This is a genomic window from Luteibacter anthropi, from assembly GCF_023699965.1.
In the GTDB taxonomy this organism is placed as follows: domain Bacteria; phylum Pseudomonadota; class Gammaproteobacteria; order Xanthomonadales; family Rhodanobacteraceae; genus Luteibacter; species Luteibacter anthropi.
Map to the genome: position 1 here is coordinate 3,504,965 of NZ_CP077072.1, position 22,767 is coordinate 3,527,731.

Annotated in this window: 17 protein-coding genes; 10 read left to right on the forward strand and 7 right to left on the reverse strand. The window is 63.9% G+C overall.

Annotated elements, in window-relative coordinates:
• Positions 1-3 precede the first annotated feature (3 nt).
• The 9 genes from KR767_RS15130 (at position 4) to KR767_RS15170 (ending at position 13,378) form a co-directional block, all read left to right on the forward strand.
• Entirely contained in the window at positions 4-2,124 is a 2,121-nt protein-coding gene (locus tag KR767_RS15130) for a phosphocholine-specific phospholipase C (protein WP_250876846.1), read from the forward strand.
• A gap of 72 nt (positions 2,125-2,196) precedes the next feature.
• The gene (gene prmB / locus KR767_RS15135; RefSeq protein WP_166948494.1) at positions 2,197-3,117 is read left to right on the forward strand and encodes a 50S ribosomal protein L3 N(5)-glutamine methyltransferase; all 921 of its coding nucleotides are present in this window, start codon (positions 2,197-2,199) and stop codon (positions 3,115-3,117) included.
• A gap of 19 nt (positions 3,118-3,136) precedes the next feature.
• Positions 3,137-4,249, forward strand: a complete 1,113-nt coding sequence (aroC, locus tag KR767_RS15140) for a chorismate synthase (protein WP_250876847.1) — start codon at positions 3,137-3,139, stop codon at positions 4,247-4,249.
• A complete protein-coding gene (locus KR767_RS15145) occupies positions 4,246-5,244 on the forward strand; it encodes a 2-hydroxyacid dehydrogenase (protein ID WP_166948490.1) in 999 nt (332 codons plus the stop codon). The genes aroC and KR767_RS15145 overlap by 4 nt, the downstream gene beginning before the upstream one ends.
• A gap of 28 nt (positions 5,245-5,272) precedes the next feature.
• Complete coding sequence (locus KR767_RS15150) at positions 5,273-6,301, forward strand: aspartate-semialdehyde dehydrogenase (protein WP_166948488.1); 1,029 nt, start codon at positions 5,273-5,275, stop codon at positions 6,299-6,301.
• Complete coding sequence (locus tag KR767_RS15155) at positions 6,301-6,609, forward strand: hypothetical protein (protein ID WP_166948482.1); 309 nt, start codon at positions 6,301-6,303, stop codon at positions 6,607-6,609. The genes KR767_RS15150 and KR767_RS15155 overlap by 1 nt, the downstream gene beginning before the upstream one ends.
• A 193-nt stretch (positions 6,610-6,802) precedes the next feature.
• Entirely contained in the window at positions 6,803-9,382 is a 2,580-nt protein-coding gene (locus KR767_RS15160; RefSeq protein WP_250876848.1) for a motility hub landmark protein FimV, read from the forward strand.
• Positions 9,383-9,540: 158 nt separating this feature from the next.
• Positions 9,541-11,643 (forward strand): TonB-dependent receptor family protein, encoded by a 2,103-nt coding sequence (locus KR767_RS15165; protein ID WP_250876849.1) that lies wholly within the window; start codon positions 9,541-9,543, stop codon positions 11,641-11,643.
• Between the two features lie 547 nt (positions 11,644-12,190).
• Positions 12,191-13,378 carry a M35 family metallo-endopeptidase gene (locus tag KR767_RS15170; protein WP_250876850.1) on the forward strand — a complete coding sequence of 396 codons (1,188 nt, stop codon included), beginning with the start codon at positions 12,191-12,193 and terminating at the stop codon, positions 13,376-13,378.
• Between the two features lie 72 nt (positions 13,379-13,450).
• Here KR767_RS15170 and KR767_RS15175 read toward each other — a convergent pair whose 3' ends face one another.
• From KR767_RS15175 to KR767_RS15200, 6 genes are all read right to left on the reverse strand, one after another.
• Positions 13,451-14,401, reverse strand: coding sequence for an ABC-2 transporter permease (locus tag KR767_RS15175; protein WP_166948477.1), 951 nt, complete (start codon positions 14,399-14,401; stop codon positions 13,451-13,453).
• Complete coding sequence (locus tag KR767_RS15180) at positions 14,398-15,255, reverse strand: ABC transporter ATP-binding protein (RefSeq protein WP_166948475.1); 858 nt, start codon at positions 15,253-15,255, stop codon at positions 14,398-14,400. Before KR767_RS15180 ends, KR767_RS15175 begins: the two co-directional genes overlap by 4 nt.
• Positions 15,252-15,626, reverse strand: coding sequence for a GntR family transcriptional regulator (locus tag KR767_RS15185; protein ID WP_166948473.1), 375 nt, complete (start codon positions 15,624-15,626; stop codon positions 15,252-15,254). The genes KR767_RS15180 and KR767_RS15185 overlap by 4 nt, the downstream gene beginning before the upstream one ends.
• Before the next feature lie 5 nt (positions 15,627-15,631).
• Entirely contained in the window at positions 15,632-15,967 is a 336-nt protein-coding gene (locus tag KR767_RS15190; protein ID WP_250876851.1) for a hypothetical protein, read from the reverse strand.
• A gap of 40 nt (positions 15,968-16,007) precedes the next feature.
• The gene (locus KR767_RS15195) at positions 16,008-16,199 is read right to left on the reverse strand and encodes a hypothetical protein (protein ID WP_250876852.1); all 192 of its coding nucleotides are present in this window, start codon (positions 16,197-16,199) and stop codon (positions 16,008-16,010) included.
• A gap of 348 nt (positions 16,200-16,547) precedes the next feature.
• Positions 16,548-18,818: a TonB-dependent receptor gene (locus tag KR767_RS15200; RefSeq protein ID WP_250876853.1), complete on the reverse strand. Its 2,271-nt coding sequence runs from the start codon at positions 18,816-18,818 to the stop codon at positions 16,548-16,550.
• A gap of 295 nt (positions 18,819-19,113) precedes the next feature.
• Between KR767_RS15200 and KR767_RS15205 the strand changes: the two genes are divergently transcribed.
• On the forward strand, positions 19,114-20,502 hold the full coding sequence (locus KR767_RS15205) for a porin (protein ID WP_166948465.1): 1,389 nt from the start codon (positions 19,114-19,116) through the stop codon (positions 20,500-20,502).
• Positions 20,503-20,933: 431 nt separating this feature from the next.
• On the opposite strand, the gene KR767_RS15210 is transcribed toward KR767_RS15205, so the two are convergent.
• Positions 20,934-22,682 (reverse strand): M28 family metallopeptidase, encoded by a 1,749-nt coding sequence (locus KR767_RS15210; RefSeq protein WP_250876854.1) that lies wholly within the window; start codon positions 22,680-22,682, stop codon positions 20,934-20,936.
• Between the last annotated feature and the right edge of the window lie 85 nt (positions 22,683-22,767).

Here is a 22,767-nt window from a genome sequence, read left to right on the forward strand (position 1 = left end):
CCTATGTTTTCGCCCGATCGCCGCCGTTTCCTGCATGCCGCCGGTGCCACCGTCGCCGCCTCGCTCATTGCGCAGGGCTTTCCGGCATCCATCGCCAGGGCCCTGGCCACCAGCCCCGACCGGCGCACGGGCACCATCGCGGACGTGGGGCATGTGGTGATCCTCATGCAGGAGAACCGCTCGTTCGATCATTACTTCGGTTGCCTGCGCGGGGTCCGTGGTTTCAGTGACCCCCGCGTGCTCGAACTGGGCAACGGCGATCCGGTGTGGAAACAGCCGATGGCCGCCACCCACACGAAGCACTGGAAGTCGCGCGGCGTGGGCGACGACGTGGCCTGGGTCTATCCCTTCCACTTGGATACAGGGAAGACCGGCGACCATCATGAAGGCACCGATCACGGCTGGAGCACGGGACACGGCTCCTGGAATCTCGGGCACAACGACCGCTGGATCGAGCAGAAGCAGGACGTGCTCACCATGGCCTACCTGCGCCGCGAGGATGCCGCGTTCCATCATGCGCTCGCCGATGCCTTCACCATCTGCGATGCCTACCATGCCTCCGCGCTGGCCGACACGGCCATCAACCGCATCTACCTGTGGAGCGGCACGTCCGACCCTTCCGGCCGGCTCGGCAAGAAACCGAATGGCCCGGGTACGGAGGAGCGCGCGAATACCAACGGTTATACCTGGACAACCTACCCGGAGCGCCTGGAGAAAGCCGGCGTCAGCTGGCGCGTCTACCAGGGCGGCACGGGTGATCCGGGTTCGCCGACCGACAACTACACCGACAATTCCCTGGAGTTCTTCGCTGCCTATCAGGTGAAGGAGGGGGCCGACCCGCAGGGTGCGCTCGTGCGCAACGGCGTATCCACGCACACGCTGCGCGAGCTTCGTGACGACGTCATCCACGACCGCCTGCCGCAGGTCACCTGGATCGTCGCGCCCTATGAATACTCGGAGCACCCCAAGGCATCGCCGGCGGACGGTGCCTTCTATATCCGCCGCGTGCTCGATGCGCTGACGGCCAATTCGAAGGTCTGGAGTCGCACCGTCCTGTTCCTCAACTACGACGAGAACGACGGCTTCTTCGACCACGTGGTGCCGCCGGCGCCACCCCTTGCCGACGGGCAGGGCGGCAAGGTCTCGGCGGATATCGCGCCGGGCCTGCGCGATGAAATCATGGACCTCGATGCGCATCCGGGTATCTCCGGTCCGCTGGTGCCGGGTAGCGATCCGCTGGGGCGTCAGCCGGTCGGCCTGGGCAATCGCGTGCCGATGATCGTGGTGTCGCCGTGGACACGGGGTGGCTGGGTCTGCTCGGAAACCTTCGACCACACCTCGGTGCTGCGTTTCCTCGAAAAACGCTTCGATGTCGAAGAACCCAACATCAGCACCTGGCGTCGCGCGGTGTGCGGCGACCTCACCAGTTGCTTCGACTTCGCAGGCACGACGGATGCCTCGATGCCGACGCTGGGTGTGCCCCACGGGTCGGATGGCAAGGCGCCCATTACGGTGCCTTCGACGCAGGTCATGCCGGTACAGGAGCCGGGTACGCGACACGCCCGGGCGCTGGCCTATCGCTGGCATGTGGAGCATCGCCTCGACGCGGGTGAGAGCCATATCCGCTTCGTCAATGAGGGCGCGCTGGGCGCGGCCTTTCTCGTCTACGACGGACTGGATCGCGATGCGGCACCACGCCGTTATGCCGTGAGTGCCGGCGATCATCTCCAAGACGCCTGGGCGCTGGCCCCCAGTGGCGACGGATACGACCGGCGCATCCATGGTCCCAACGGCTATGTCTGCGCCCTGCGCGGTGCCTCGGATGACACTCTCGAAGCCACGCTTCGTGGCGTGGCCGGGGAGCGGCAGGTACAGGTCATGCTGGTCAACCACGGAACCTCGCCGCTGGGCTGCCGGGTCGCCAATGCCTATGGCGAGGCCGGGCCATCGCTCATCACGCTGGCACCCGGTGCCACGCAGAGCCTGTCCATCGACCTGGCCGACAGCGCCGGCTGGTATGACATCTCGGTGACCCTGCCGGAGGCGCCGCGCTACCTGCGTCGTTTCGCGGGCCACCACGAGGACGGCCGGCCCGCCACGAGCGACCCCGGTCCACGCCGCTGAGTGGCCCCGTGGCGGGCGCGAGCAGGCCATGGACGGCTATACTCCTGTGTCAGCCACACTAGATATCCCCACGTGACCAGCGAACTGTCCTCCATCATCGATTTCATCCGCTACGGCGCCAGCCGTTTCTCGGCCGCCGGCCTGACCTTCGGGCATAGCCACGACAATCCGATCGACGAAGCCACGCACCTGGTCCTGGCTGCGCTGCACCTGCCGCCCGACCTGCCGCCGGCCTATGGCGCGGGCAAGCTGGTGGCCGACGAGAAGGCGAAGATCCTCGCCCTCATCGAAAAACGCATCGACGAGCGCGTGCCGGTGGCCTATCTGGTGGGCGAAACCTGGTTCGCCGGCCTGAAGTTCAAGAGCGACCGCCGCGCCCTGGTGCCGCGCTCGCCCATCGCCGAACTGATCGAAAGCGGCTTCACCCCGTGGCTTGACGACCGCCACGTCGAGCGCGCGCTCGACCTGTGCACCGGCTCGGGCTGCATCGGCATCGCCATGGCCGAGTACAACCCGCACTGGCAGGTGGACATCGTCGACGTCAGCGACGATGCACTGTCCCTTGCCAACGAAAACATCGTGTACCAGCATGTGGAAGGCCGTGTCCGTGCGGTCAAGTCCGACCTCTTCGCGGGCGTGAAGGGCGAGGTCTACGACCTCATCGTGTCCAACCCGCCCTACGTCACGAATGACGAATATGCCGCCATGCCGGCCGAATACAGCCATGAACCGGTCCTCGGCCTGACATCCGGCGATGATGGACTGGACATCACCCTGCGCATCCTCGACGAAGCGGCCGATCATCTCTCCGAAGACGGCCTGCTCATCGTCGAGGTGGGTGACAGCGAACATGCACTGGTCAACCTGCTGCCCCGCGTGCCGTTTGTCTGGCTGGAGTTCAAGGTAGGCCCCATGGGCATCTTCGCGCTGGAACGGCGCGACCTGGTGGCCCACGCCAACGAGATCGCCGCGGCACGCGCCGCAAGAAACTGAACATTTCACCGGAAGTACCGTGTCCTCCAATACGTTCGGCAAGCTTCTTTCCGTCACCACCTTCGGTGAAAGCCACGGCCCCGCGATCGGCTGTGTGATCGATGGCTGCCCGCCCGGCCTCCCGCTGGAGGCCGGCGAGTTCCGTGCCGATCTCGAGCGTCGTGCCACGGGGCGCTCGCGGCATACGTCGCAGCGCCGCGAGGCCGACGACATCGAGATCCTCTCGGGAGTCTACGAGGGCGTCACCACCGGTACGCCCATCGCGCTGCTCATTCGTAACACCGATGCGCGCTCGAAGGACTACGGCAACATCCTCGATACGTTCCGCCCCGGGCACGCCGACTACACCTACTGGCGTAAGTACGGCATCCGTGATCCCCGGGGCGGCGGTCGATCCTCCGCACGCGAAACCACGATGCGCGTGGCCGCGGGCGTCGTCGCCAAGAAGTGGCTGGCCCAGCGATATGGCGTGATCGTGCAGGGCCACGTCAGCCAGATCGGTGACGTGCAGCCGCGCGGTTTCGATGACGCTGCCATCGAGGGCAATCCGTTCTTCTGGCCCTGGGCCGAACAGGTGCCCGAGCTGGAAACCTATATGGATGCCCTGCGCAAGTCGGGCGATTCGGTGGGTGCGCGGGTGACCGTGGTGGCCGACAACGTGCCGGCCGGCTGGGGCGAGCCCATCTACGGCAAGCTCGACGGCGAGATTGCCGCCGCGATGATGTCGATCAACGCCGTGAAGGGCGTGGAGATCGGCGATGGCTTTGCCGCCGTCGCCCAGCGCGGTACCACGCATCGCGACGAGATCACTGCCGATGGCTTTCTCTCGAACCATGCCGGCGGCATCCTGGGCGGCATCGCCACGGGACAACCCGTGGTGGTGTCCATGGCCTTCAAGCCCACCTCCAGCATCCTGGTGCCGGGTCGCAGCGTCGACCGGGCAGGGCAGCCGACCGAGGTGGTGACCAAGGGCCGCCACGATCCCTGCGTCGGTATCCGTGCCGTGCCCATCGCCGAGGCCATGCTGGCCCTGGTGCTGATGGACCAGGCCCTGCGCCATCGCGCCCAGTGTGGCGACGTGGGCGAAGTGCCTCCGATGATTCCGTCCGCACCGGAAGGGGGCCCGCGATGAGCAAGCCGAAGGTCTGGGTATCGCGGCCGTTCTTCCCTGATATCGTCGACCGCCTGCGCGAGCATTTCGACGTGCGTGCCGAGGCGGAAGATCGCCCCTTCAGCCCAGCCGAACTCACCGAGCGCCTCGCCGATGCCGACGCCGCCATCGTCGGCCTGGTGGACCGCATCGACGCCGACGCCCTGGCGAAAGCGCCAAAGCTGCGCTTCGTCGCCAATCTCGGCGTGGGCTACAACAACCTCGACCTCGATGCCCTCACGGCCCGCGGGGTCGGTGCGTCGAACACCCCTGACGTACTCAACGAGACCGTGGCCGACTATGCCTGGGCGCTGATGCTCGCCGCTGCCCGCCGGGTGGGCGAGGCCGAACGCTGGCTGCGCGATGGCCAGTGGAAGGGCTCGCGCTTCGAGGGCTGGCTGGGGGCCGACGTGCACGGCAAGACCATCGGCATCCTCGGCATGGGCCGCATCGGCCAGGCCATCGCGCGCCGCGCCATGGGCTTCCGCGCTAAGGTGATCTACCACAACCGTTCGCGGCTGGACGCGGCCATCGAGCAGGAATGCGCCGCCACTTATGTGGACAAGGCCACATTGCTGGCCCAGGCCGATCACCTGATCCTCGTGCTGCCGTTCACTCCGGCCAATCGCCATACCATCGGCGAGGCCGAGCTGAGGGCCATGAAGCCCACGGCCACGCTCACCAATATCGCCCGTGGCGGCATCGTCGACGATGCCGCGCTGGCCCGGGCACTGGCCGATGGCGTGATCGCCTCGGCGGCGCTCGACGTGTTCGAGGGCGAGCCCCAGGTTCATCCGGACCTGCTCAAACTCGGAAATATCGTCCTTAGTCCGCACATCGCAAGCGCAAGTCGCGACACACGTCGCGATATGGCTTCGCTGGCTGTGGACAATGTGCTGGCGGCGTTCGGGCATGGTCCTCACGCCGGTCGGCCACCCACGATTCTCAACCCGGGTGTGCTGGCCGACGCCAGCTGACCCTCTACCCACGCCAACAAGAGCGAAGATGAGCAAGAAGACGAGTTACAAGGTGGCCATGGTGGGTGCGACCGGCGCGGTCGGTGAAACCCTCCTTTCGATCCTCGCCGAGCGGGATTTCCCGATCAGCGAACTGATTCCCCTGGCGAGCGAGCGCTCGGCGGGCGGAACGGTCGATTTCGCCGGAAAACCTTGTGTCGTCAAAGACCTGGCCAAATTCGACTTCGCCGACGTGGATATCGCCTTCTTCTCGGCCGGCGGTTCGGTCAGCCGTGAGCATGCTCCGCGCGCGGCGGCTGCCGGTGCCGTGGTGATCGACAACACCTCCGAGTACCGCTACCAGGACGACATCCCGCTGGTGGTCTCCGAGGTGAACCCGCACGCCATCGCCGACTACACGGTGCGCGGCATCATCGCCAACCCCAACTGCTCCACGATGCAGATGCTGGTGGCGCTGGCACCGATCCATCGCGAGGCGGGTATCGAGCGCATCAACGTCGCCACCTATCAGTCGGTGTCGGGCGCCGGTCGCAGCGGCCTGGAAGAACTGGGCAAGCAGACGGCCCAGATGCTCAACTTCCAGGAAGTCGAGTCGGCCAAGTTCCCAAAGCAGATCGCCTTCAACGTGATCCCGCACATCGACGACTTCCAGGCCAACGGCTACACCAAGGAAGAAATGAAGATGGTCTGGGAGACCCGGAAGATCCTGGAGGATGCCTCCATCCAGGTGAACCCCACGGCCGTGCGCGTGCCGGTGTTCTACGGCCACGCCGAGGCGGTGCACATCGAAACCCGCGACAAGATCACGGCCGAGCGCGCCCGCGAACTGCTGGAGCAGGCCGAGGGCGTAGTGGTAATCGACGAGCGCAAGGCCGGCGGCTATCCCACGCCGGTGACGGACGCCGCAGGCAAGGACCCCGTATTCGTGGGCCGCATCCGCGAGGACATCTCCCACGACAAGGGCCTCGATCTGTGGGTTGTCTCGGACAACATCCGCAAGGGTGCTGCGCTGAACGCCGTGCAGATCGCGGAAATCCTCGTGAGGGATTACCTGTAATGAAGTGCGCCGCCCTTGCCGGAATGCTCCTGATCGCGTTCGCCCCCACGGCGGGCGCGCATCAGGCCTCGTTGAAAGCGAAGGCGGCGAAAGCCGAGGCGGCGGCCCAGGCCGCCGCCGCTCGCGAGAAACAGAAACTCGAAGACTCCCGCGGCCAGGCCGCTACCGAGGGAGCAAAAGTTGAAAAGCTGAAGACCAGGGTCGACGCGCTGGAGGCGAACTCGCACGCAACCAGCAAGGCGCTGGACGAGCGCGATCGCAAGATCGCCGATCTCCAGCGACAGCTGGATGCGAAGCAGCATCCATGAAGCACCCCGGGCCGCTCCGGCCGGGTCAGTATCGGGGCGTGTACGGGCCTCGCGAACGACTTAACGTTGTCTCGTAAACCCCCGTGGCCGCTATTGTTAGTTGTTGCTGGGGTGCGTACAGTGGCGCCTTCGCGGTGACCCGCCCGACGAAGGCGCGCCGCCAGCACGGGTATTTGTTCGGGGGAAGCGATTAATGAACCGCACACTCAAACTGTCCATCATGCTGGCGCTTGCCACCGGCAGTGGCCATGTACTGGCACAGAACCTCGGGCCGGCGCAGGTGCGCTCGACCATGGATCAACCGCTGGTCGCCGAGATTCCGCTGACCGGCGTTTCCGGCAACACCGACGACATCCATGTCGCCCTGGCGTCGGAGGAAGCATTCTCCCGTGCCGGACTGAATCGCGAGGGCCTGCCGGTCGCGCTGAGCTTCGCCGTGGCGAAGAATGCCGCCGGTCAACCGGTGGTCCGCGTCACCAGCAGCGCGCCGGTGCGTGACACCTATCTCGACTTCCTCGTCGAAGTAGGCAGCGCCAACAACAAGGTGATCCGCGAGGTCACCATGCTGCTTGATCCCCCGGGCAGCACGCCATCGGCACCCACGGCCAGCGCCGCCCCGGGGCCGCGTCCGTCGCGCACCTCCGATGTACCGGCGCGCGTGCCATCGGCTGCCGAGCCGACGCCCTCCCGTGCGGAGGCTGCTCCCCGTCCTGTCGCGGAGCCTCGTCCCCAGGTCGCCGCTGCGCCGAAACAGCACGCCGCCGCCCCGAAGGCCGCCGCTGCGGCGTCGGGCCAGGTCGGCCCGGTGCAGCGCGGACAGACGCTGTCGTCCATCGCCCGCGAGAACGCAGGCGGTGGCGACCTGAACCAGGTGATGGTGGCCTTGCTGAAGGCCAATCCCGATGCCTTCTATCGCGACAACATCAATGCGCTGAAGACCGGTGCCGTCCTGCGTATTCCGTCGCCCGACGACATCAAGGCCCAGTCGGTGGCCGCCGCGCTCACCGAAGTGCGCCGCCAGAATGCCGATTGGCGCGCGGGTACGGCCCGTGCGCCGGCCGTGGTGGCCGATGGCGCCGCTACGGGTGCCGCACAGGGCGGCAAGAACAAGCCTGCGGCAGCCAATGACCGCCTCGCCCTGGTCCCGTCGAAGGACGGTGGCGAAGCCGCTTCCAGCCGTGCCGGCACAAAGGGTGGCACGGGCGATGCCCAGGTCGCCGGTCTCAAGCAGGACCTCGCCAGCTCGCAGGAGGCCGTGGCCTCGTTGCGCCAGCAGGGTGAGGAACTGAAGTCGCGCGTGACGGATCTCGAAGCGATCCAGAGCAAGAACGAGCGCCTGATCAGCCTGAAGGACGCCGAGATCGCCGAGCTCCAGCGCAAGCTGGGCGAGTCGAACAAGGCGGGGGGGCAGCCGGTGACGGCGGCGGCACCTGCGCAGCCCGCTTCTACTCCGGCAGCTGCTCCCGCCGCCGCATCCACGGCCAAGACAGCCCAGGCCGTTGCGGCCGCGACGCCGGCCACGCCGGCCTCGGCCAAGGCACCCGCCACGCCGTCGCCGGCACCTGTCGCCGCAGCGCCGGGTGCCACGAAACCTGCTGCTACCGTCAAGCCAGCGGCCACGCCGGCGCCGGTGGAAGAAGATCCCTGGTATCTCCAGCCCTGGGCGTGGGGTGGTGGTGGCGTTGCGGTGTTGTTGCTTCTGCTGGCAGCCGTATTCGGCCGTCGCAAGAAGGCGGAACCTGCGCCCGTGGCCAGCGGATTCGCGGGCGATTCGCTTGCCGACCGCTTCCCTGACGAGCCGATGATCAACGGCCTTGACGGCATCGACCCGGACCAGCGCGAGATCCTCGACGCCCTGGCCGAGCACCCGGATGACATCGGCCTGCATCTGGAACTGGTGAGCCTGTACTACGGCCGCCGCGATGCCGAGCATTTCGAAGGCGCGGCAGAAGCCATGTTCGCGCACGTGGCCGACCCCGAGCAGCACGAGTGGCAGGAAGTGCTCGCCATGGGTCGCGAGCTGGCGCCGACCCATCCGCTGTTCGGTGGCGAGCCCACGGACGAGGTCGACGAGTACGGCCACGACACCTATACCGCCTCGTCCACGCACCATCCGGACGATATCGCGGCGCTGGAAGAGTTCGACCTGGGCAACTACGTCACCGGCCCGGAAGACACCGAAGCCGCGCCGCAGCCGCAGAAGCACAGCGAATATCACTTCAATTTCGACCTGTCGCCGGTACAGCGCGAAGAGGCGGAACATCGCCCGAATGCGCCTGACGTGTTCGACGTGGATGCGCCGGCCTCGCCCTATGCCGAGCCGCACCCCCCGGCTGCGACGAGCAGCTTCGGCGACCTGCTCGCGGAAGAAACCCTGCGCGAGCCGGAGCGTCCGTCCTGGTCGTTCGACGACGAACTGCCGCCGGCCCATTCGGACACCACCCATGAAGGCTCCGTTGCACCGCATACGTCGGAGCCGGATTTCGACGAATGGAAGGTGGACGAACTGAAGGCCGACGTATCGAAGGCCGAAGCGCCGTCGTTCGACCTGCCGAAGTTCGACGAGCCCAGCTTCGACGAGCCGAAGTTCCATGAGCCGAACCCGCTGGACAGCTTCAGCGACGATCCGGTGGATACCAAGCTCGACCTGGCCCGCGCCTATCTCGACATGGGCGACGCCGAAGGTGCCCGCCTGATGCTCGACGAAGTGCTGGCCGAAGGCTCGCAGATGCAGCAGGACACCGCGCGCCGGATTCTTGCCGACATCGTCTGATCCCAACGGCGTCTGACCCACGAAACGCCCCGCCTTGCGCGGGGCGTTTCGTTTCTGCCGACAGGTGAAGGGCGGGGCGACTACGACGATGGCACTACTCATTGCGAACGGTTCGCATTATCGTATGCGTCATTCAATCGTTCCCAGGGAATCCACCCATGCACACCCTGCCAGCACGGCGCCGCCTCGGCGTCGCCTTGGCCCTTGCGCTTTGCGCCGGCCACGCCTCTGCCGCCGATGACCAGGACAAGAGCCGCACGCTCGACGCCGTGGTGGTAAAGGGCACCATCCTTGGCGCATCGCGCAGCGAAGACGTGAAGCACTACGCAGGCAGCCGTCAGGTCATCGCCAGAGACACGCTCGACAACGGCGCCAATCGTTCCCTCGACGATGCCCTGCAGCGCGTGCCCGGCGTGAAGATCTTCGACGAGACCGGTACCGGTGCGTTGCCGCAGATTGCGCTGCGTGGCCTTTACGAGAGCCGCAGCGGCCGCGTGCAGGCCCTGCTGGATGGCATTCCACTCTCGCTGGCGCCCTACGGCCAGACCAGCCTGTCGCTGTTCCCCGTCACCCTGAACCAGATCGACCGCGTCGATATCGTCCGCGGTGGTGCAGCCGTGCAGTACGGCCCCAATAACGTGGGCGGCGTCATCAACCTGGTGAGCAAGCCGATTCCCGAACGCTGGACCTCCGTGCTGGGCGAGCGCATCACCGCCTATGGTCGCGGCCAGATGCTGCGCGATACCTCGTTCTCCAGCGGTGGTTACCTCAGCCCCAACTTCGGCATGCAGGTGGATGCCGACTGGCAGAAGGGCGAGTACTTCCGTCAGCACAGTGCCACCAACGTAAAGAATGTGCGCCTTCGCACCGAATGGTGGCTGTCGGAAGACAAGGTGCTGAAGGCCGACATACAGCGCTATGTCGCCAACATGGACCTTGCGGGTGCACTTTCGGTGCCGGACTACCTGCGTGATCCCCGTCAGGCCACGCGTCCGCTCGACCGCTTCAAGGGCACCACGACGCGCGCCTCGGTCACCTACGAGCAAGACCTCGGCAACTGGTGGATCTTCGACAACTCGCAGTTCACCTGGACCAACTTCAGCGCCGACAGCGAGCGCAACTTCATCGTGGGCATGCGCCGCGCACAAACGGAAACCTGGCGCGACGACCTGCCGCCGCAGCTGTTGCAGAGCGCGCCGCGCGGTTTCAAGGTCTACGGCACGCAGCCGCAGTTCAACCTGCACATGGAAAACGGCGGCGTCACCCAGCAGTGGACGGTGGGCGCGCGTGCGGTTCGCGAGGACATCGACTTCATCGTGGGCAACACGGGCCTGGACAACGGCGCCTACACCCTGGTGCGCGACTGGGGCTTCAAGGATCGCGCCTGGGCTGGCTACATCAGCAATGCCATCGGCTTCATGGATGATCGCTTCGTCGTGACGCCGGGCGTGCGCTACGAGCACCTGGATGCCACCTACCGCAACCGCGCCAATGGCACCTCGTTCGAGAACAACGTGCGCAACTGGCTGCCGGGCCTGACCCTGGGCTACAAGGCTTCCGACAAGTGGTACGTCTACGCGGACGCCCAGCGTTCGCTGCGCGCACCACAGGTCACCCAGATCGTCTTCGGCGACAACCTCGATTCCGAGCTGGCGTGGAACTACGAACTGGGCGCGCGCTTCAACCCGACCTCGCGCACGATGATCCAGGCCGATGTCTATCGCATCGACTTCGACAAGCAGATCCAGCTCGACAACACCACGCGCACCTACGGCAACATCGGCAAGACGGTACACCAGGGTGTCGAGGCCAACATCGAGTGGTCGCCGGAGGCACTCGATGGCCTGAAGCTCAGCCTGGGATATGCCTATCTCAACGCCAAGCAGAAGTCCGGGCAGTACGACGGCAAGCTGGTGCCCTACACCTCGCGTAACCAGATCACCCTGGGCGCGTCGTACACGGACGGCCCCACGGTCTACTCACTGTCGAGCTACTACTTCAGCAAGGCCTACACCGACACCGCGAATACCAAGGCCGAAAACGCCATCGCCTCGGTAGGCCAGCTGCCGTCCTATGCGGTGTGGAACGCGCAGGTCACCCACACCTTCGCCACCTGGGGCACGTCGTCGCTGAAGGGCTCACTGGCCCTCAACAACATGTTCGACGAGAAGTACTGGTTCCGCGGCATCGACACCAGTCCCTGGGGGCGCCAGCCCGCGCCAAGCCGCAGCGTGACCCTGGGCGGCGAACTGACGTTCTAAACCCGTGCACGGATGCCATCACTTTGTGCACGGAATCGACACCCCTGTAGGAGCGCGCCTTGCGCGCGACAGCTTTTCGCGAAAACCGGTCGCGCGCAAGGCGCGCTCCTACAAAAGGGCGTTATGCCACCCGAGTATGGCTGCGACACCTCCTGAACGTTGCAACATAAAAACGCCGCTCTCGCAAGCGGCGTTTTTTATGCTTAACACAGTGCCTCAACTATCGCCCCGTCACCGCCTGAGCCAGCCTTTTGCGCATGAGGCGCGCTTCTACGGGCAAAGGGCAATGGAGTGCCTGTTTCACCAGACATGACTGACCTCGGTCCGTCTGACTTCCTTTTAAGTCTTCGGGTGCTCCTTCTCCGATTTGCGCGACTTGTACTCATGATTGTGTCACTCAAGAGTGGAGTCCGCCCCGGAATCACGGTGCTACCGTCAAACGGAATGCATCTTCGGCAATTAAGCGGGATTCAATTGATGGTCAAATCAGCAGATGGTAGGTTGCGGGCGCAGGGAGTTTTTGGGTGGCCCGGGAGATCTGTTGAAGATGCGTTTTCTGTTCTTTTTGGTAACGATTTGCTTTGTTTTGATGTCAATGAGCCCTCCTTTGCTCGCAACGAGCAACATTGAGGTGAGGATCGTTCCTCACTCGCGGCCCGAGGTGACGTCCTCAAGCATCATTACGGTGACGGTAACAAATGTCGGTGAGGGAGATGTTTTTATTCCGAAGCCACTTAGCCCGTTTTATGTCATCGACAACCATATGACGACCAAGTTATTTGATGTTGTTGATTCGACGAAAGCGGAAGTGTCTTTTATTGGTCGCTTCATTCGCATGATTCCAGAAGATCCAGACTGGTACTTTCTGAAGATTAAGGAAGGGCATTCACTGTCGCAGGATGTGGACCTTGCCAAAGACTACGATCTATCTTCCGGCGGTTCGTTTCAGATTAGCTATCGTCAAGGTTTTGCAAGAAGCGTGCATACAGATGCTCGGGGCCAGATCGATAGCGAATTTGAGTACCAGCTGAGTGATGTTGCTACGATCTGGATTGATCCGTCTGCGGCAAATGATTACAAAGGGGGGTCGGTGTTTTTAGGGCGACCTCTCCAGGGTAAGCAGTGTGATAGCGTCCAGTCTTCGACTATTCGTCAGGCTGCTGCGCGTGGATGGTCGGTTGCTACTGATGCTATCAGAGGTATCGAATCGCTTTACTCGATCAAAAAAGATACGGATTCGCAGGGGAGGGTGATTTATAGTGGCGAGATAAAAAATGATAACACTTACAGCTATTGGTTTGGTGCTCCCGACAATACGTCGGAAACGTATTTTGTCGAACCGTTGATCGTCGATTATTGGAAATCAAATATCGACTACGTCATGATGCGATTCATGAACTCGATTGCCCTGCGTTTGGGGACGGGCACGTTCTATTGCGGGTGTGATTCCAGGTACGATGAGCGCAGCGCAGGCTGGACGGATCCATCTACGCGCACTGTAACTCTTTGCAATCGGTTTTTTCGACTAAAGCTCACGGATGGCCCTTACGATAGTCAGGTTTTGACCCTTCTTCATGAGCTCTCGCACTTCGTGGACTCTTGGGGCCCCGGAACAGGCGATTACGCATATGGCATGTATCCGTCACATTCCCTTGCTCAGGGAAATCGACGCAATGCCGTAAAAAATGCGGATAGCATCATGTATTACATGGGTAAGTACGTCAGGGATGATTGATGCTGATATTGGGCTCAAGTATGAAGCGCCGCTCTCACGAGCGGCGCTTTATTTCATGCTTGACCCAGCGACTCAGCTATCGTCCCGCCAGCGCCGGAACCAGATGGCGCCACCGATCATCGCGATGCCTGCCAGTGCGCCGATCCATGCCGAAGGCTGGGCGAGTGCGCTGTAGTGGTAGGCGAGGTTGAACTTGCTGAGCGCACCGGCCGGGTCGTCGGAGTCGAGACCGGCAAGCCGGGAGGTTTCGCTGAGCCAGCCACCGGGGAGCAGGCTGCCGAGCAGGCGGGCGACCACGTAGTGCCAGTAGCTGTTGGTCAGGCCATGGAGGCCGGCCATCATGCTCATCCATGCAACGATCACACCGCTGCCCAGCGGAAGGGCGATGGCCCACAGGAACGGCTTGCTGCGTGCCCAGGCCGAGCAGAGCATCAGCCAACCCACGGTGGGCAGGGCCCAGATCGCATACAGCGGGATCAGCAGGATCAGGGTGCCGACCACCTTGAAGGGGTGGGCTTCCATCAGCAGCGGCCACAGGGAGAAGCCGTGATAGGTGCCGACCAGGGAGAACATCATCGCCAGCATCAGGCCGCTGATGACGCCCACCACCACGGCCACTGCTGGGGCAATCAGGATGGCGCTGACCAGCTTGGAAAGCACGGTGTCGGTGTCGGACAGCGGCAGCGACTTCCAGAACAGGATGCTGCGGTCGCGGCGGTCGTCGTACAACGAACCCAGGCAGTAGAAGAACACCACGATGGCGGTCACGACCAGCACCATCAACGTCACGCCGTAGAGCAGCCCGTCGATGACGGCACCGGCCTGTGCCAGGTCGGCACCTTCGTAGGCGCGGGAGAAGTTGGTGTGGAAGTTGCCGTCGCCAAAGCGCATGCGGGCTTCGCCGATGGCGATGAGCATGGCATTGATGACGAAAGTGACGATGCCGACCACGATGGGCGCGGTGATGAAGCCGCCCTTGTTCTCCCAGAACTCGCGCTTGACCAGCCAGTAGAAGGTTTTCATGCGTAGGTGCCCTTCATGGTGGCGACGAAGAGATCGCCGATCGACGGACGCCGGACTTCACCCAGGCGCTCCAGTTCGTGACGGCTGACGTTGTCGAACAGGAAGATGCTCTTGCCGAACACCTGGCGCTCGTCCATCGGATTCATCTGGCGGGCGCTGGGGGCCAGCTCGGCACTGACCAGCACCTCGATGAAGCGTTCGCCCACGGCGTCCATGTCGGCATCGAGCACGATCTTCCCGTCGCGGATGAACATGAGGTCGGTGAGGATATGCTCGATCTCCTCGACCTGGTGCGTGGTGACCAGGATGGTCTTCTCCTCGTCGAAGTAGTCTTCCAGCAGGGTCTGGTAGAACTGCTTGCGATAGAGGATGTCCAGGCCCAGCGTCGGTTCGTCCAGCACCAGCAATCTGGCGTCGATGGACATCACCAGGGCGAGGTGCAGCTGCACGATCATGCCCTTGGAAAGCTGCTTCACCTTCTGCCGCGGCTGGAGCTTGGTGCGCGCCAGGAAGGCATCGCACTTGGCCCGGTCGAAACGGGGATGGGTGTTGGCGACGAAGTCCACCGCATCGCCCACACGCAACCAGCGGGGCAGGACAGCCACATCGGCGATGAAGCAGACCTGCTCCATCAGCTTGTCGCGCTCCTTGCGCGGGTCCAGGCCCAGGACATTGAGCTGTCCGTCGAAGGTGGTAAGCCCGAGGATGGCCTTGAGGGCCGTGGTCTTGCCGGCGCCATTGGGGCCGATGAGGCCAACGATCCGTCCCGGACCGATCTCGAACGAGGCGCCGTCCAGGGCCAGCCCCGACTTGTAGCGCTTGCTCAGGCCATTGGCGGTGACGACCGCATTCATGACGGGTCCTTCGTGGGGCCATCGGCCTCACGCATCAGGGTTTTCAGGTCGAGGCCCATGCGCAGGAGGCGGGCGTACAGTGCCGGCCATTCCTCGCGCAGGAAGCGCTCCCTCTCACTCTTGAGCAGCGCCTCGCGCGCTCCATCGATCACGAACATGCCAAGACCCCTCCGTTTCTCAACCAGTTGTTCGTCGACCAGCTCCTGGTACGCCTTGGACACGGTGAGGGGGTTGATCTGGAAATCCCCCGCGACCTGGCGGACCGACGGCAGCGGGTCGCCTTCATTCAAGGCGCCGTCCAGGATCATGGCCACTACGCGTTCGCGCAGCTGGCGATAGATCGGGATGCTGTCGTTCCAGGTGATGGACATCTAATTCATTCCTTCGCCGATTGGCGCAGTGCGTTGCCAAACGAATAGTAGGGCATGCTCAGCTGTGCGCCGATAAGCGCTGCGGCACGATCTTCTGCGCTGCGCTTGAGGGCGTCTGCCGCCGAGCCGAGCGAAGCCTCGGTGGCGAGCATGGCCTGGCGGACGTCGGCGTCCGTCGGGCGGACCGTCAACGACGGCAGGTCGGTGACCCGGATGCCGTTGACGTAGTGCGGTGCGGCGGTCATGGCGGCCACGCGGTCATCGAAGGAGCGCAGGGCGAACACGCTGGTCCCGGCGATCAGGATGGACGCGGACAGTGCGATGAGGTTCGGCGCTTTCATGGTTCTACGACTCCGATGACGTTCGGACAGGTGTCCGGATTTAGAGGGCCGCGACGCTGTCGGCGGTGCTGGCGTAGACGACGATGGGGGCCAGGTTCGTAACGCGGGTGCCGTTGATCTCGCTGAGCGGGGCGGCGGTGGTCGAGGTGCTGCTGAAGACCAGCAGGGCGGCCGTGGCGATGACGAAGGAGGCGGCCAGGGCGAGGTAGTTGGGGCGGTTCGTGGCGTTCATGGTGTTTCTCCTCTAGTGAACTGGGTGACCGGTGTTGTAGTGAACTATAACACCAGATTTATAGCCGTCAACGGGAATTTTGTGAATTTCCATATGACTTATGGCCTATGCCCGGCCGGGGTGTGCTGGTGAGGTAGCGATCCGGGCAGGCATGAGATGCACCGTTTTCAAAAAGGGTTTACACGCCCCGCACAGGGTTTTCTCACCCTGTAGGAGCGCGCCTCGCGCGCGACCGGGTATGGCAGGGCGCATCGCCATCTACCGGTCGCGCGCGAGGCGCGCTCCTACAAAAGCAAACGGCCGGCCCCGGTGGGGCCGGCCGTCGCCGGATCGGTCGTGCCGTGCGCCTTAGAGCTCGGCGCGGAACTCCACGCCGATGATGCGCGGGTCGTTCACGAAGGCCGTGCGGTTGTTGAAGTCGATACCGCCGGTGATCACGCGCTTGTTGGTGATGTTGCGACCATACAGTGCGACCTCGCGCTTGCCGAAGTCCCAGTTGTAGCCGACGCGCAGGCCGCCTTCGAGGAAGGGCTTGCTGCGGAACTCTGCCGAGTCGTACAGGAAGAAGTTCACTTCGCTGCGGTAGTTCCAGTCGGTGTACACGAAGAACTCGCCGCTTTCGCCGTAGGGAATGCCATAGCGGGCGGTCCAGGTACCGATCCACTTCGGTGCGTTCGGCAGCGGGTTGCCGTCGATGAGCGCATTGCCCGAGGCGTTCAGCGGATCGAGCACGGTGCAGCCGCCGCCGCACGGAGCCACCGCGAGGTTGCGGTCCTTCAGCTCGGTGTGGTTGTAGCTGCCGCCGGCGGTCATGTAGAACTGCGGCGTCAGGTAGGCTTCGAGATCGAACTCGGCGCCGTAGCCTTCCGTCTTCTTTGCATTGATCAGCTGGGTGACGTTGGTGGCACCACCCACAGCCGTGAGCTGCTGGTTATGCATGTTGTACTTGTAGATGTCGGCGTTGAAACGGATCTTGTTGTCTTCCGTCGTCGACTTGAAGCCCACCTCGTACGAGGTGATGGTCTCCGGCTTCGCCGTGGAGATGCTGTTGGCGAAGTTGATGCGGCCCTGCACGCTGGGTGCGCGGAAACCGTTGGCGATGCGGGCGTAGACGTTCGCGTTGTTCGAGAACTGCCAGGTGGCCGTCAGGTCGCCGCTCCAGCGCGCATCGACGGGATCGGAGGCCAGCGGACCCACCGGGCCGGTGAACCCCAGGAAGCGCTGCGCCTTGAAGTCACGCTTGTCGTGCGACCAGCGTGCACCGGCACGCACGTCGAAGGTGTCGGTGACGTTGTAGTCGGCCGAGCCGAACACGGCCCATGCCTTGGTGCGCTGGCTCTGGTTCACCCAGCCATTGAGCGCGTGGTTGTTGAGCGTGTCGTACGAATAGTTCGCGATGGCGATGTCTTCGTCGAAGTAGTACGTGCCCACCTGCCACTTCAGGCGGTCGGAGCTGTCGTTCGACAGGCGGAATTCCTGCGTGATCTGGCGATCCTTCGGCAGGGCATCGGCCGTCTCCGAATAGAACGGCGTGACGTAGCGGTTGCCGAGGCCGGCCTTGGCCGGGGTGCCGGAAGCGTCGTAGCCGCCGTCCACATCGCCCAGGCTGTAGGTGGTGGCGCGCTCGAGGCCCGTGATGGACGTGAAGTTGAGATCGCCGAAGTGCCAGTTCAGGTGGACGTTGCTGCCCCAGGTGAACAGGTGCTGCTTGTTGCGGCCGTCCTGGGCCACCTTGTCGCGATCGAAGCCGGACACGAACTGGTCGCTGCCCAGGGTGATGGCGTTGGCGCGATTGACCATGGCACTGCCGTCGAGCAGGCGGCCGTGCACGTTGATGAGGGCGTCGAAATCGTCCGAGGCCTTGTAAAGCGCCTGCAAGCGCACGGCGCGGTCGTTGTAGCCGCCGAGGGCGTCATTCTTGCCGGTGTATTCGTTGTCGATCCAGCCATCGCGATGCTGGGCGATGGCGGAGACGCGGCCCGACCAGTTGGAGGTGAGCTTGCCGCCCAGGGCAGCTTCGGCGTTGGCCGTGCCGTACGAGCCGTAGGAGACGCGGGCGTAGCCCTCGGTTTCCTGGGTGGGCTTTCGCGATTCGAACTTGATCACGCCGGCCGGGGAGTTGCGGCCGAACAGCGTGCCCTGCGGGCCGCGCAGCACTTCCACCTGGTCGAGATCGAACAGCGGGAAACCCTTGAGGATCGGGTTTTCCTGGACGATGTCGTCGTAAACCATCGAGACCGGCTGCGAAGCGTTGAGGTCGAAGTCGCTGTTGCCCAGGCCGCGGATATAGAAGCGGGGGAATTCGCGACCGTACGAGGTTTCGGCGTAGACGCTCGGCGCGCGCGAGGCGAGCTGGAGCACGCCGTCGCCGGCCTGTCCGAAGGCCTCGAGCTTCTCGCTCGTCACCACGGTCATCGAGATGGGCACCTTCTGGAGATCTTCGGTGCGCTTTTCGGCCGTCACGGTGACGGTCTGCAGCGTGGCCGTCTTGGCCGGGGCGCTGGAGGGCTGCGCGGGGGACGTGGCGTCCTGGGCGATGGCAGCGCCAGCGGACAGGGCCGTGGCGATGGACAGGGCAATGACGAGACGTCGCGGCGAGCGCGAGCTTGCGAGGGACATGGTTTTGGGTTCCGCCTGGGGGTGGTGCCTGGGTGAGAGTGCCTCGCCAAATCGCGGTCGAGCCGATCCCCTGGCGAGGGCGCGTCTGCCGCACATTATCGCTGTGACAGAGTGATGACGAAAGTGCTGCATTGCGCAAACCTTTGATCGGATTCGTCATAAACCCTGTCATATCACTGCAATCAGGGGTCGATAACTTGCCAGCCGGTTGGCAGGTTCTTGTCATTTATCGAAAGAAGACGACTGGATCGCCGACGTTTGAGTAATTTCTCACCCGAATCGGAGTTTCCGTCGCATGAAGAGATTTCCCCTGGCCGCCGCGTTCTGGACGATGTGCGGCACCGCCGCCGCGGAGGGCGAGCCACAGGCGGCCATCGAGCTGTACGTGGACACCACGACCCGGCAGATCTTTGCCGAGCCCGGTCCGGGCCGGCAGCGCCTGGGCCGTTTCGTGCAGGCGGGGGATGCGCCGGCTCAGGCTGCCGTGCAGGCGGCCCCGGCAGCGACGCAGGTGGCAACGGCTCCGGCCGTGGCGGCTGCGGCAAAGAGCAAGCCCTGGTACGAAAAACTCTCTATCCGCGGCTACGTGCAGATGCGCTACAACCAGGAAATCGGCGCGGGGGCGAAGGACCTGCGCTCACCGGGCGATCGTTTCATCGGACGGGAGCAGGGCTTCGGCATCCGCCGGGCGCGCGTGGTGATCAGTGGCGACGTCAGCGACCGGGTGTCGATCTATCTGCAACCCGACCTGGCCAGCACGCCCTCCGGCTCTACCACCACTCATTTCGCCCAGCTTCGCGATGCCTATGCCGATCTCTGGCTGGATGCCGACAAGGAATGGCGCATCCGCGCCGGCCAGTCGAAGATTCCGTTCGGCTGGGAAGACCTGCAATCGAGCCAGAATCGCATCGCGCTGGACCGCGCCGATGCACTCAACTCGGCCGTGCGCGATGAGCGAGACCTGGGCGTTTTCCTTTATTGGTCCCCGAAAGAGATCAAGGAGCGCTTTGCCTATCTGCAGAAGTCGGGCCTGAAAGGCTCGGGCGACTACGGCATGTTCGGTGTTGGTGTGTATAACGGGCAGGGCGCAAATCGTCCTGATCGCAACGACCAGCTGCACACGGTGGTGCACTTCAGCTACCCGTTCAAGTTTGCCAATGGGCAATACCTGGAGGTGGGCGCGGATGCATACGCAGGTCGCTACAAGGTGTCCACCGCGTCGATGACGATCGACGGGCGTAGCATCACGCCGGTGGTCGATGCGCCCGTGACAGGGTCTACTGATCGCCGCGTGGCGGCACATGTCATCTACTATCCGCAGCCTTTCGGTTTCCAGGCCGAATGGACGGTAGGCAAGGGGCCCCAGCTGGATATCGCGAATCGCAGCATCCGTACGCGCGCGTTGCGCGGTGGCTACGCGCAGGTGATGTACAAGTTCGACAGTGACAACGGCAGCTTCATTCCGTACGCAAAGTGGCAGACGTATCGCGGCGGGGCCAAGTTCGACACCAATGCACCGAAGATGTCGGTGGATGAGCTGGAGGCTGGCGTCGAGTGGCAGCCGTCGAATGCCGTGGAGCTGGCGGTGGCATTCGCCAATATGCGCCGCACGGACGTGGGATCGGCACCGTACCGGAAGATAGAAGGCAAGCTGCTTCGCGTGCAGTTGCAGGTGAATTACTGACGTCGTTCCTGTGAAAACAGGAACCCAGCGCCCCAGTTCACCGGCACCGCGACGACGCTACATCGGCTTTGCGTAGGGGGTGCCCTCGCGACAACCCAGTGCCTCGCGCTGGGTTCCAGCTTTCGCTGGAACGACGGCTTCGGGTGGGGTTGTCGTTATCTTCCCTACTCGTCGTTCCTGTAAAAACAGGAACCCAGCGCCCCGGTTCCCCAGCACCGCGACCACGCTACATCGGCTTTGCGTAGGGGGTGCCCTCGCGACAACCCAGTGCCTCGCGCTGGGTTCCAGCTTTCGCTGGAACGACGAGTAGGGCGGGGTTGTCGTTATCTTCCCTACTCGTCGTTCCTGTGAAAACAGGAACCCAGCGCCCCGGTTCACCAGCATCGCGACCACGCTGCATCGGCTCTCAACCGATGCAGCGCGTTACACGATCACTTCTTCGGCGCCTTGGCAGCATCCGCAAGCGATTTCTCACGCACGGCCTTGAACTCGCTGCCATCCTTCCACACCGGCCACACATCGCTGTTGGCCAGCTTCTCGCCCAGCTTGTAGAAGGCAACCACGTTCTGCGTCACGCCAGTGAAGTCCCAGCGCATGTCGTAGACATCCGTCACTTGGTGATAGTGGTTCTTCACGTAATCCTCGGCCGCCGCTTCACCGGCTGCCTTGCCACCGTTCACCATATCGCTGCCGCCATTGGCGGCCAGTGCTGGCACGCCCGCCTTGGCGAAGTTGAAGTGATCCGAGCGGAAGTAATGGCCTTTCTCCGGCGTCGGATCGGCGCTCACCACGCGGCCATCGGCCTTGAGCACATCGGCGAACATGTCTTCCAGATCGCTCTGTCCGCGACCGACCACTTCCATGTCCTTCGTCGGCCCGGTGACAGGCAGGGCGTCCATGTTGATGTCCGCCACGGTCTTCGCGAGCGGGAAGGGCGGATGGGCGACGTAGTACTTCGAACCCAGCAGACCGGACTCTTCCATCGTTACGGCAGCAAACACGACGGTGCGCTTCGGCTTGTCCTCGGCGAACTTGCCTGCGATTTCCAGCAACGCGGCAATACCCGTGCCGTTGTCGATGGCGCCGTTGTAGATCTGATGGCCCTTCAGTGCCGGGTCGTGACCCAGGTGATCCCAGTGGGCGGTATAGACCACGGCCTCGTCGGGCTTGTCTGTCCCCTTCACCATGCCGATCACGTTGTTGCTCAGCGAATGCGTGATGTTGCTATGCAGCGAGATGTTCGCCTTCGCATCCAGCGGTACGGCCTTGAAGCCGCGCACATCGGCCTGTTTCGCCAGTTCGTCGAAGTTCTTGCCCGCCTTGGCGAACAGTCGCTGGGCAGCCTCATGGGTAAGCCAACCAGCCACGGGCAGGCGGGGTGCCGGGTCTTCGCTTTCGGGCAGGTCAAGGCGCGGCATGGTCCAGCCGCTCTGCACCACGTTCCAGCCGTAGGCGGCCGGGTCGGTCTGATGCACGATGAATACGGCAGCGGCTCCCTTGCGTGCGCCTTCCTCGAACTTGTAGGTCCAGCGGCCGTAGTAGGTCATCTCGCGGCCCTTGAACAGCTTCGGATCGTTGCCGTTCCAGCCCGGGTCGTTGACCAGCACGATCACCGTCTTACCCTTGACGTCGATGCTGTCGAAATCGTTCCACTGGGCTTCCGGCGCATCCACGCCGTACCCGGCGAACACGATGTCGGAATCCTTCAGCTCCACATCCGACTTCGCCTGGAGCGTGCCGGCGACCATATCCTTGCCAAAGGCGAAGGCCTCGGTGCCGCCGCCTTCGCTGACGTCGAGCTTGAGCGTGTCCTGCCCGGTCAGTTCGGTGGCGACGGCCGGAACGGTCTGCACCCACTCGCCCTTGTTGCCGGGCTGCAGGCCCATGCGCTTGAACTGTTCGATGATGTAGTTGGTGGTCAGGCGCTCCCCAAGGGTGCCTGGCTTGCGGCCGTCGTACTCGTCCGATGAGATAACCCTCAGATGAGCTGCGAAGTCACCGGCGGTGATCTCCGGGGTGAAGGTGTGCTGCTCGTTGGCTACCGCGGGAAGCGGCGGCGGGGGCGATGTAGACACTGGTGCGGGGCCCGGCGGGGCGGCCTTGGCCGGGGTGTCGTCGTCATGGGACTGGCAGCCGGCCAGGGTCAGGGCGGCAAGGCAGGCGAGTGCGAGGCGTCGCATCGGCAGGGCATTCCCTTCGTTTGTGGGTGGACACCGAGTGTAGCGATTGGGCGTGTCCTGTCACCCATGCCCCAGACGGGCGATA

What these genes read in the sequence shown, in the direction of transcription:
- KR767_RS15130 (WP_250876846.1), top strand. Translation starts at nt 4, where the DNA reads ATGTTTTCGCCCGATCGCCGCCGTTTCCTGCATGCCGCCGGTGCCACC.
- KR767_RS15145 (WP_166948490.1), top strand. Translation starts at nt 4,246, where the DNA reads ATGAGCAAGCCGAAGGTCTGGGTATCGCGGCCGTTCTTCCCTGATATC.
- KR767_RS15150 (WP_166948488.1), top strand. Translation starts at nt 5,273, where the DNA reads ATGAGCAAGAAGACGAGTTACAAGGTGGCCATGGTGGGTGCGACCGGC.
- KR767_RS15155 (WP_166948482.1), top strand. Translation starts at nt 6,301, where the DNA reads ATGAAGTGCGCCGCCCTTGCCGGAATGCTCCTGATCGCGTTCGCCCCC.
- KR767_RS15160 (WP_250876848.1), top strand. Translation starts at nt 6,803, where the DNA reads ATGAACCGCACACTCAAACTGTCCATCATGCTGGCGCTTGCCACCGGC.
- KR767_RS15165 (WP_250876849.1), top strand. Translation starts at nt 9,541, where the DNA reads ATGCACACCCTGCCAGCACGGCGCCGCCTCGGCGTCGCCTTGGCCCTT.
- KR767_RS15170 (WP_250876850.1), top strand. Translation starts at nt 12,191, where the DNA reads ATGCGTTTTCTGTTCTTTTTGGTAACGATTTGCTTTGTTTTGATGTCA.
- KR767_RS15175 (WP_166948477.1), bottom strand. Translation starts at nt 14,401, where the DNA reads ATGAAAACCTTCTACTGGCTGGTCAAGCGCGAGTTCTGGGAGAACAAG.
- KR767_RS15180 (WP_166948475.1), bottom strand. Translation starts at nt 15,255, where the DNA reads ATGAATGCGGTCGTCACCGCCAATGGCCTGAGCAAGCGCTACAAGTCG.
- KR767_RS15185 (WP_166948473.1), bottom strand. Translation starts at nt 15,626, where the DNA reads ATGTCCATCACCTGGAACGACAGCATCCCGATCTATCGCCAGCTGCGC.
- KR767_RS15190 (WP_250876851.1), bottom strand. Translation starts at nt 15,967, where the DNA reads ATGAAAGCGCCGAACCTCATCGCACTGTCCGCGTCCATCCTGATCGCC.
- KR767_RS15195 (WP_250876852.1), bottom strand. Translation starts at nt 16,199, where the DNA reads ATGAACGCCACGAACCGCCCCAACTACCTCGCCCTGGCCGCCTCCTTC.
- KR767_RS15200 (WP_250876853.1), bottom strand. Translation starts at nt 18,818, where the DNA reads ATGTCCCTCGCAAGCTCGCGCTCGCCGCGACGTCTCGTCATTGCCCTG.
- KR767_RS15205 (WP_166948465.1), top strand. Translation starts at nt 19,114, where the DNA reads ATGAAGAGATTTCCCCTGGCCGCCGCGTTCTGGACGATGTGCGGCACC.
- KR767_RS15210 (WP_250876854.1), bottom strand. Translation starts at nt 22,682, where the DNA reads ATGCGACGCCTCGCACTCGCCTGCCTTGCCGCCCTGACCCTGGCCGGC.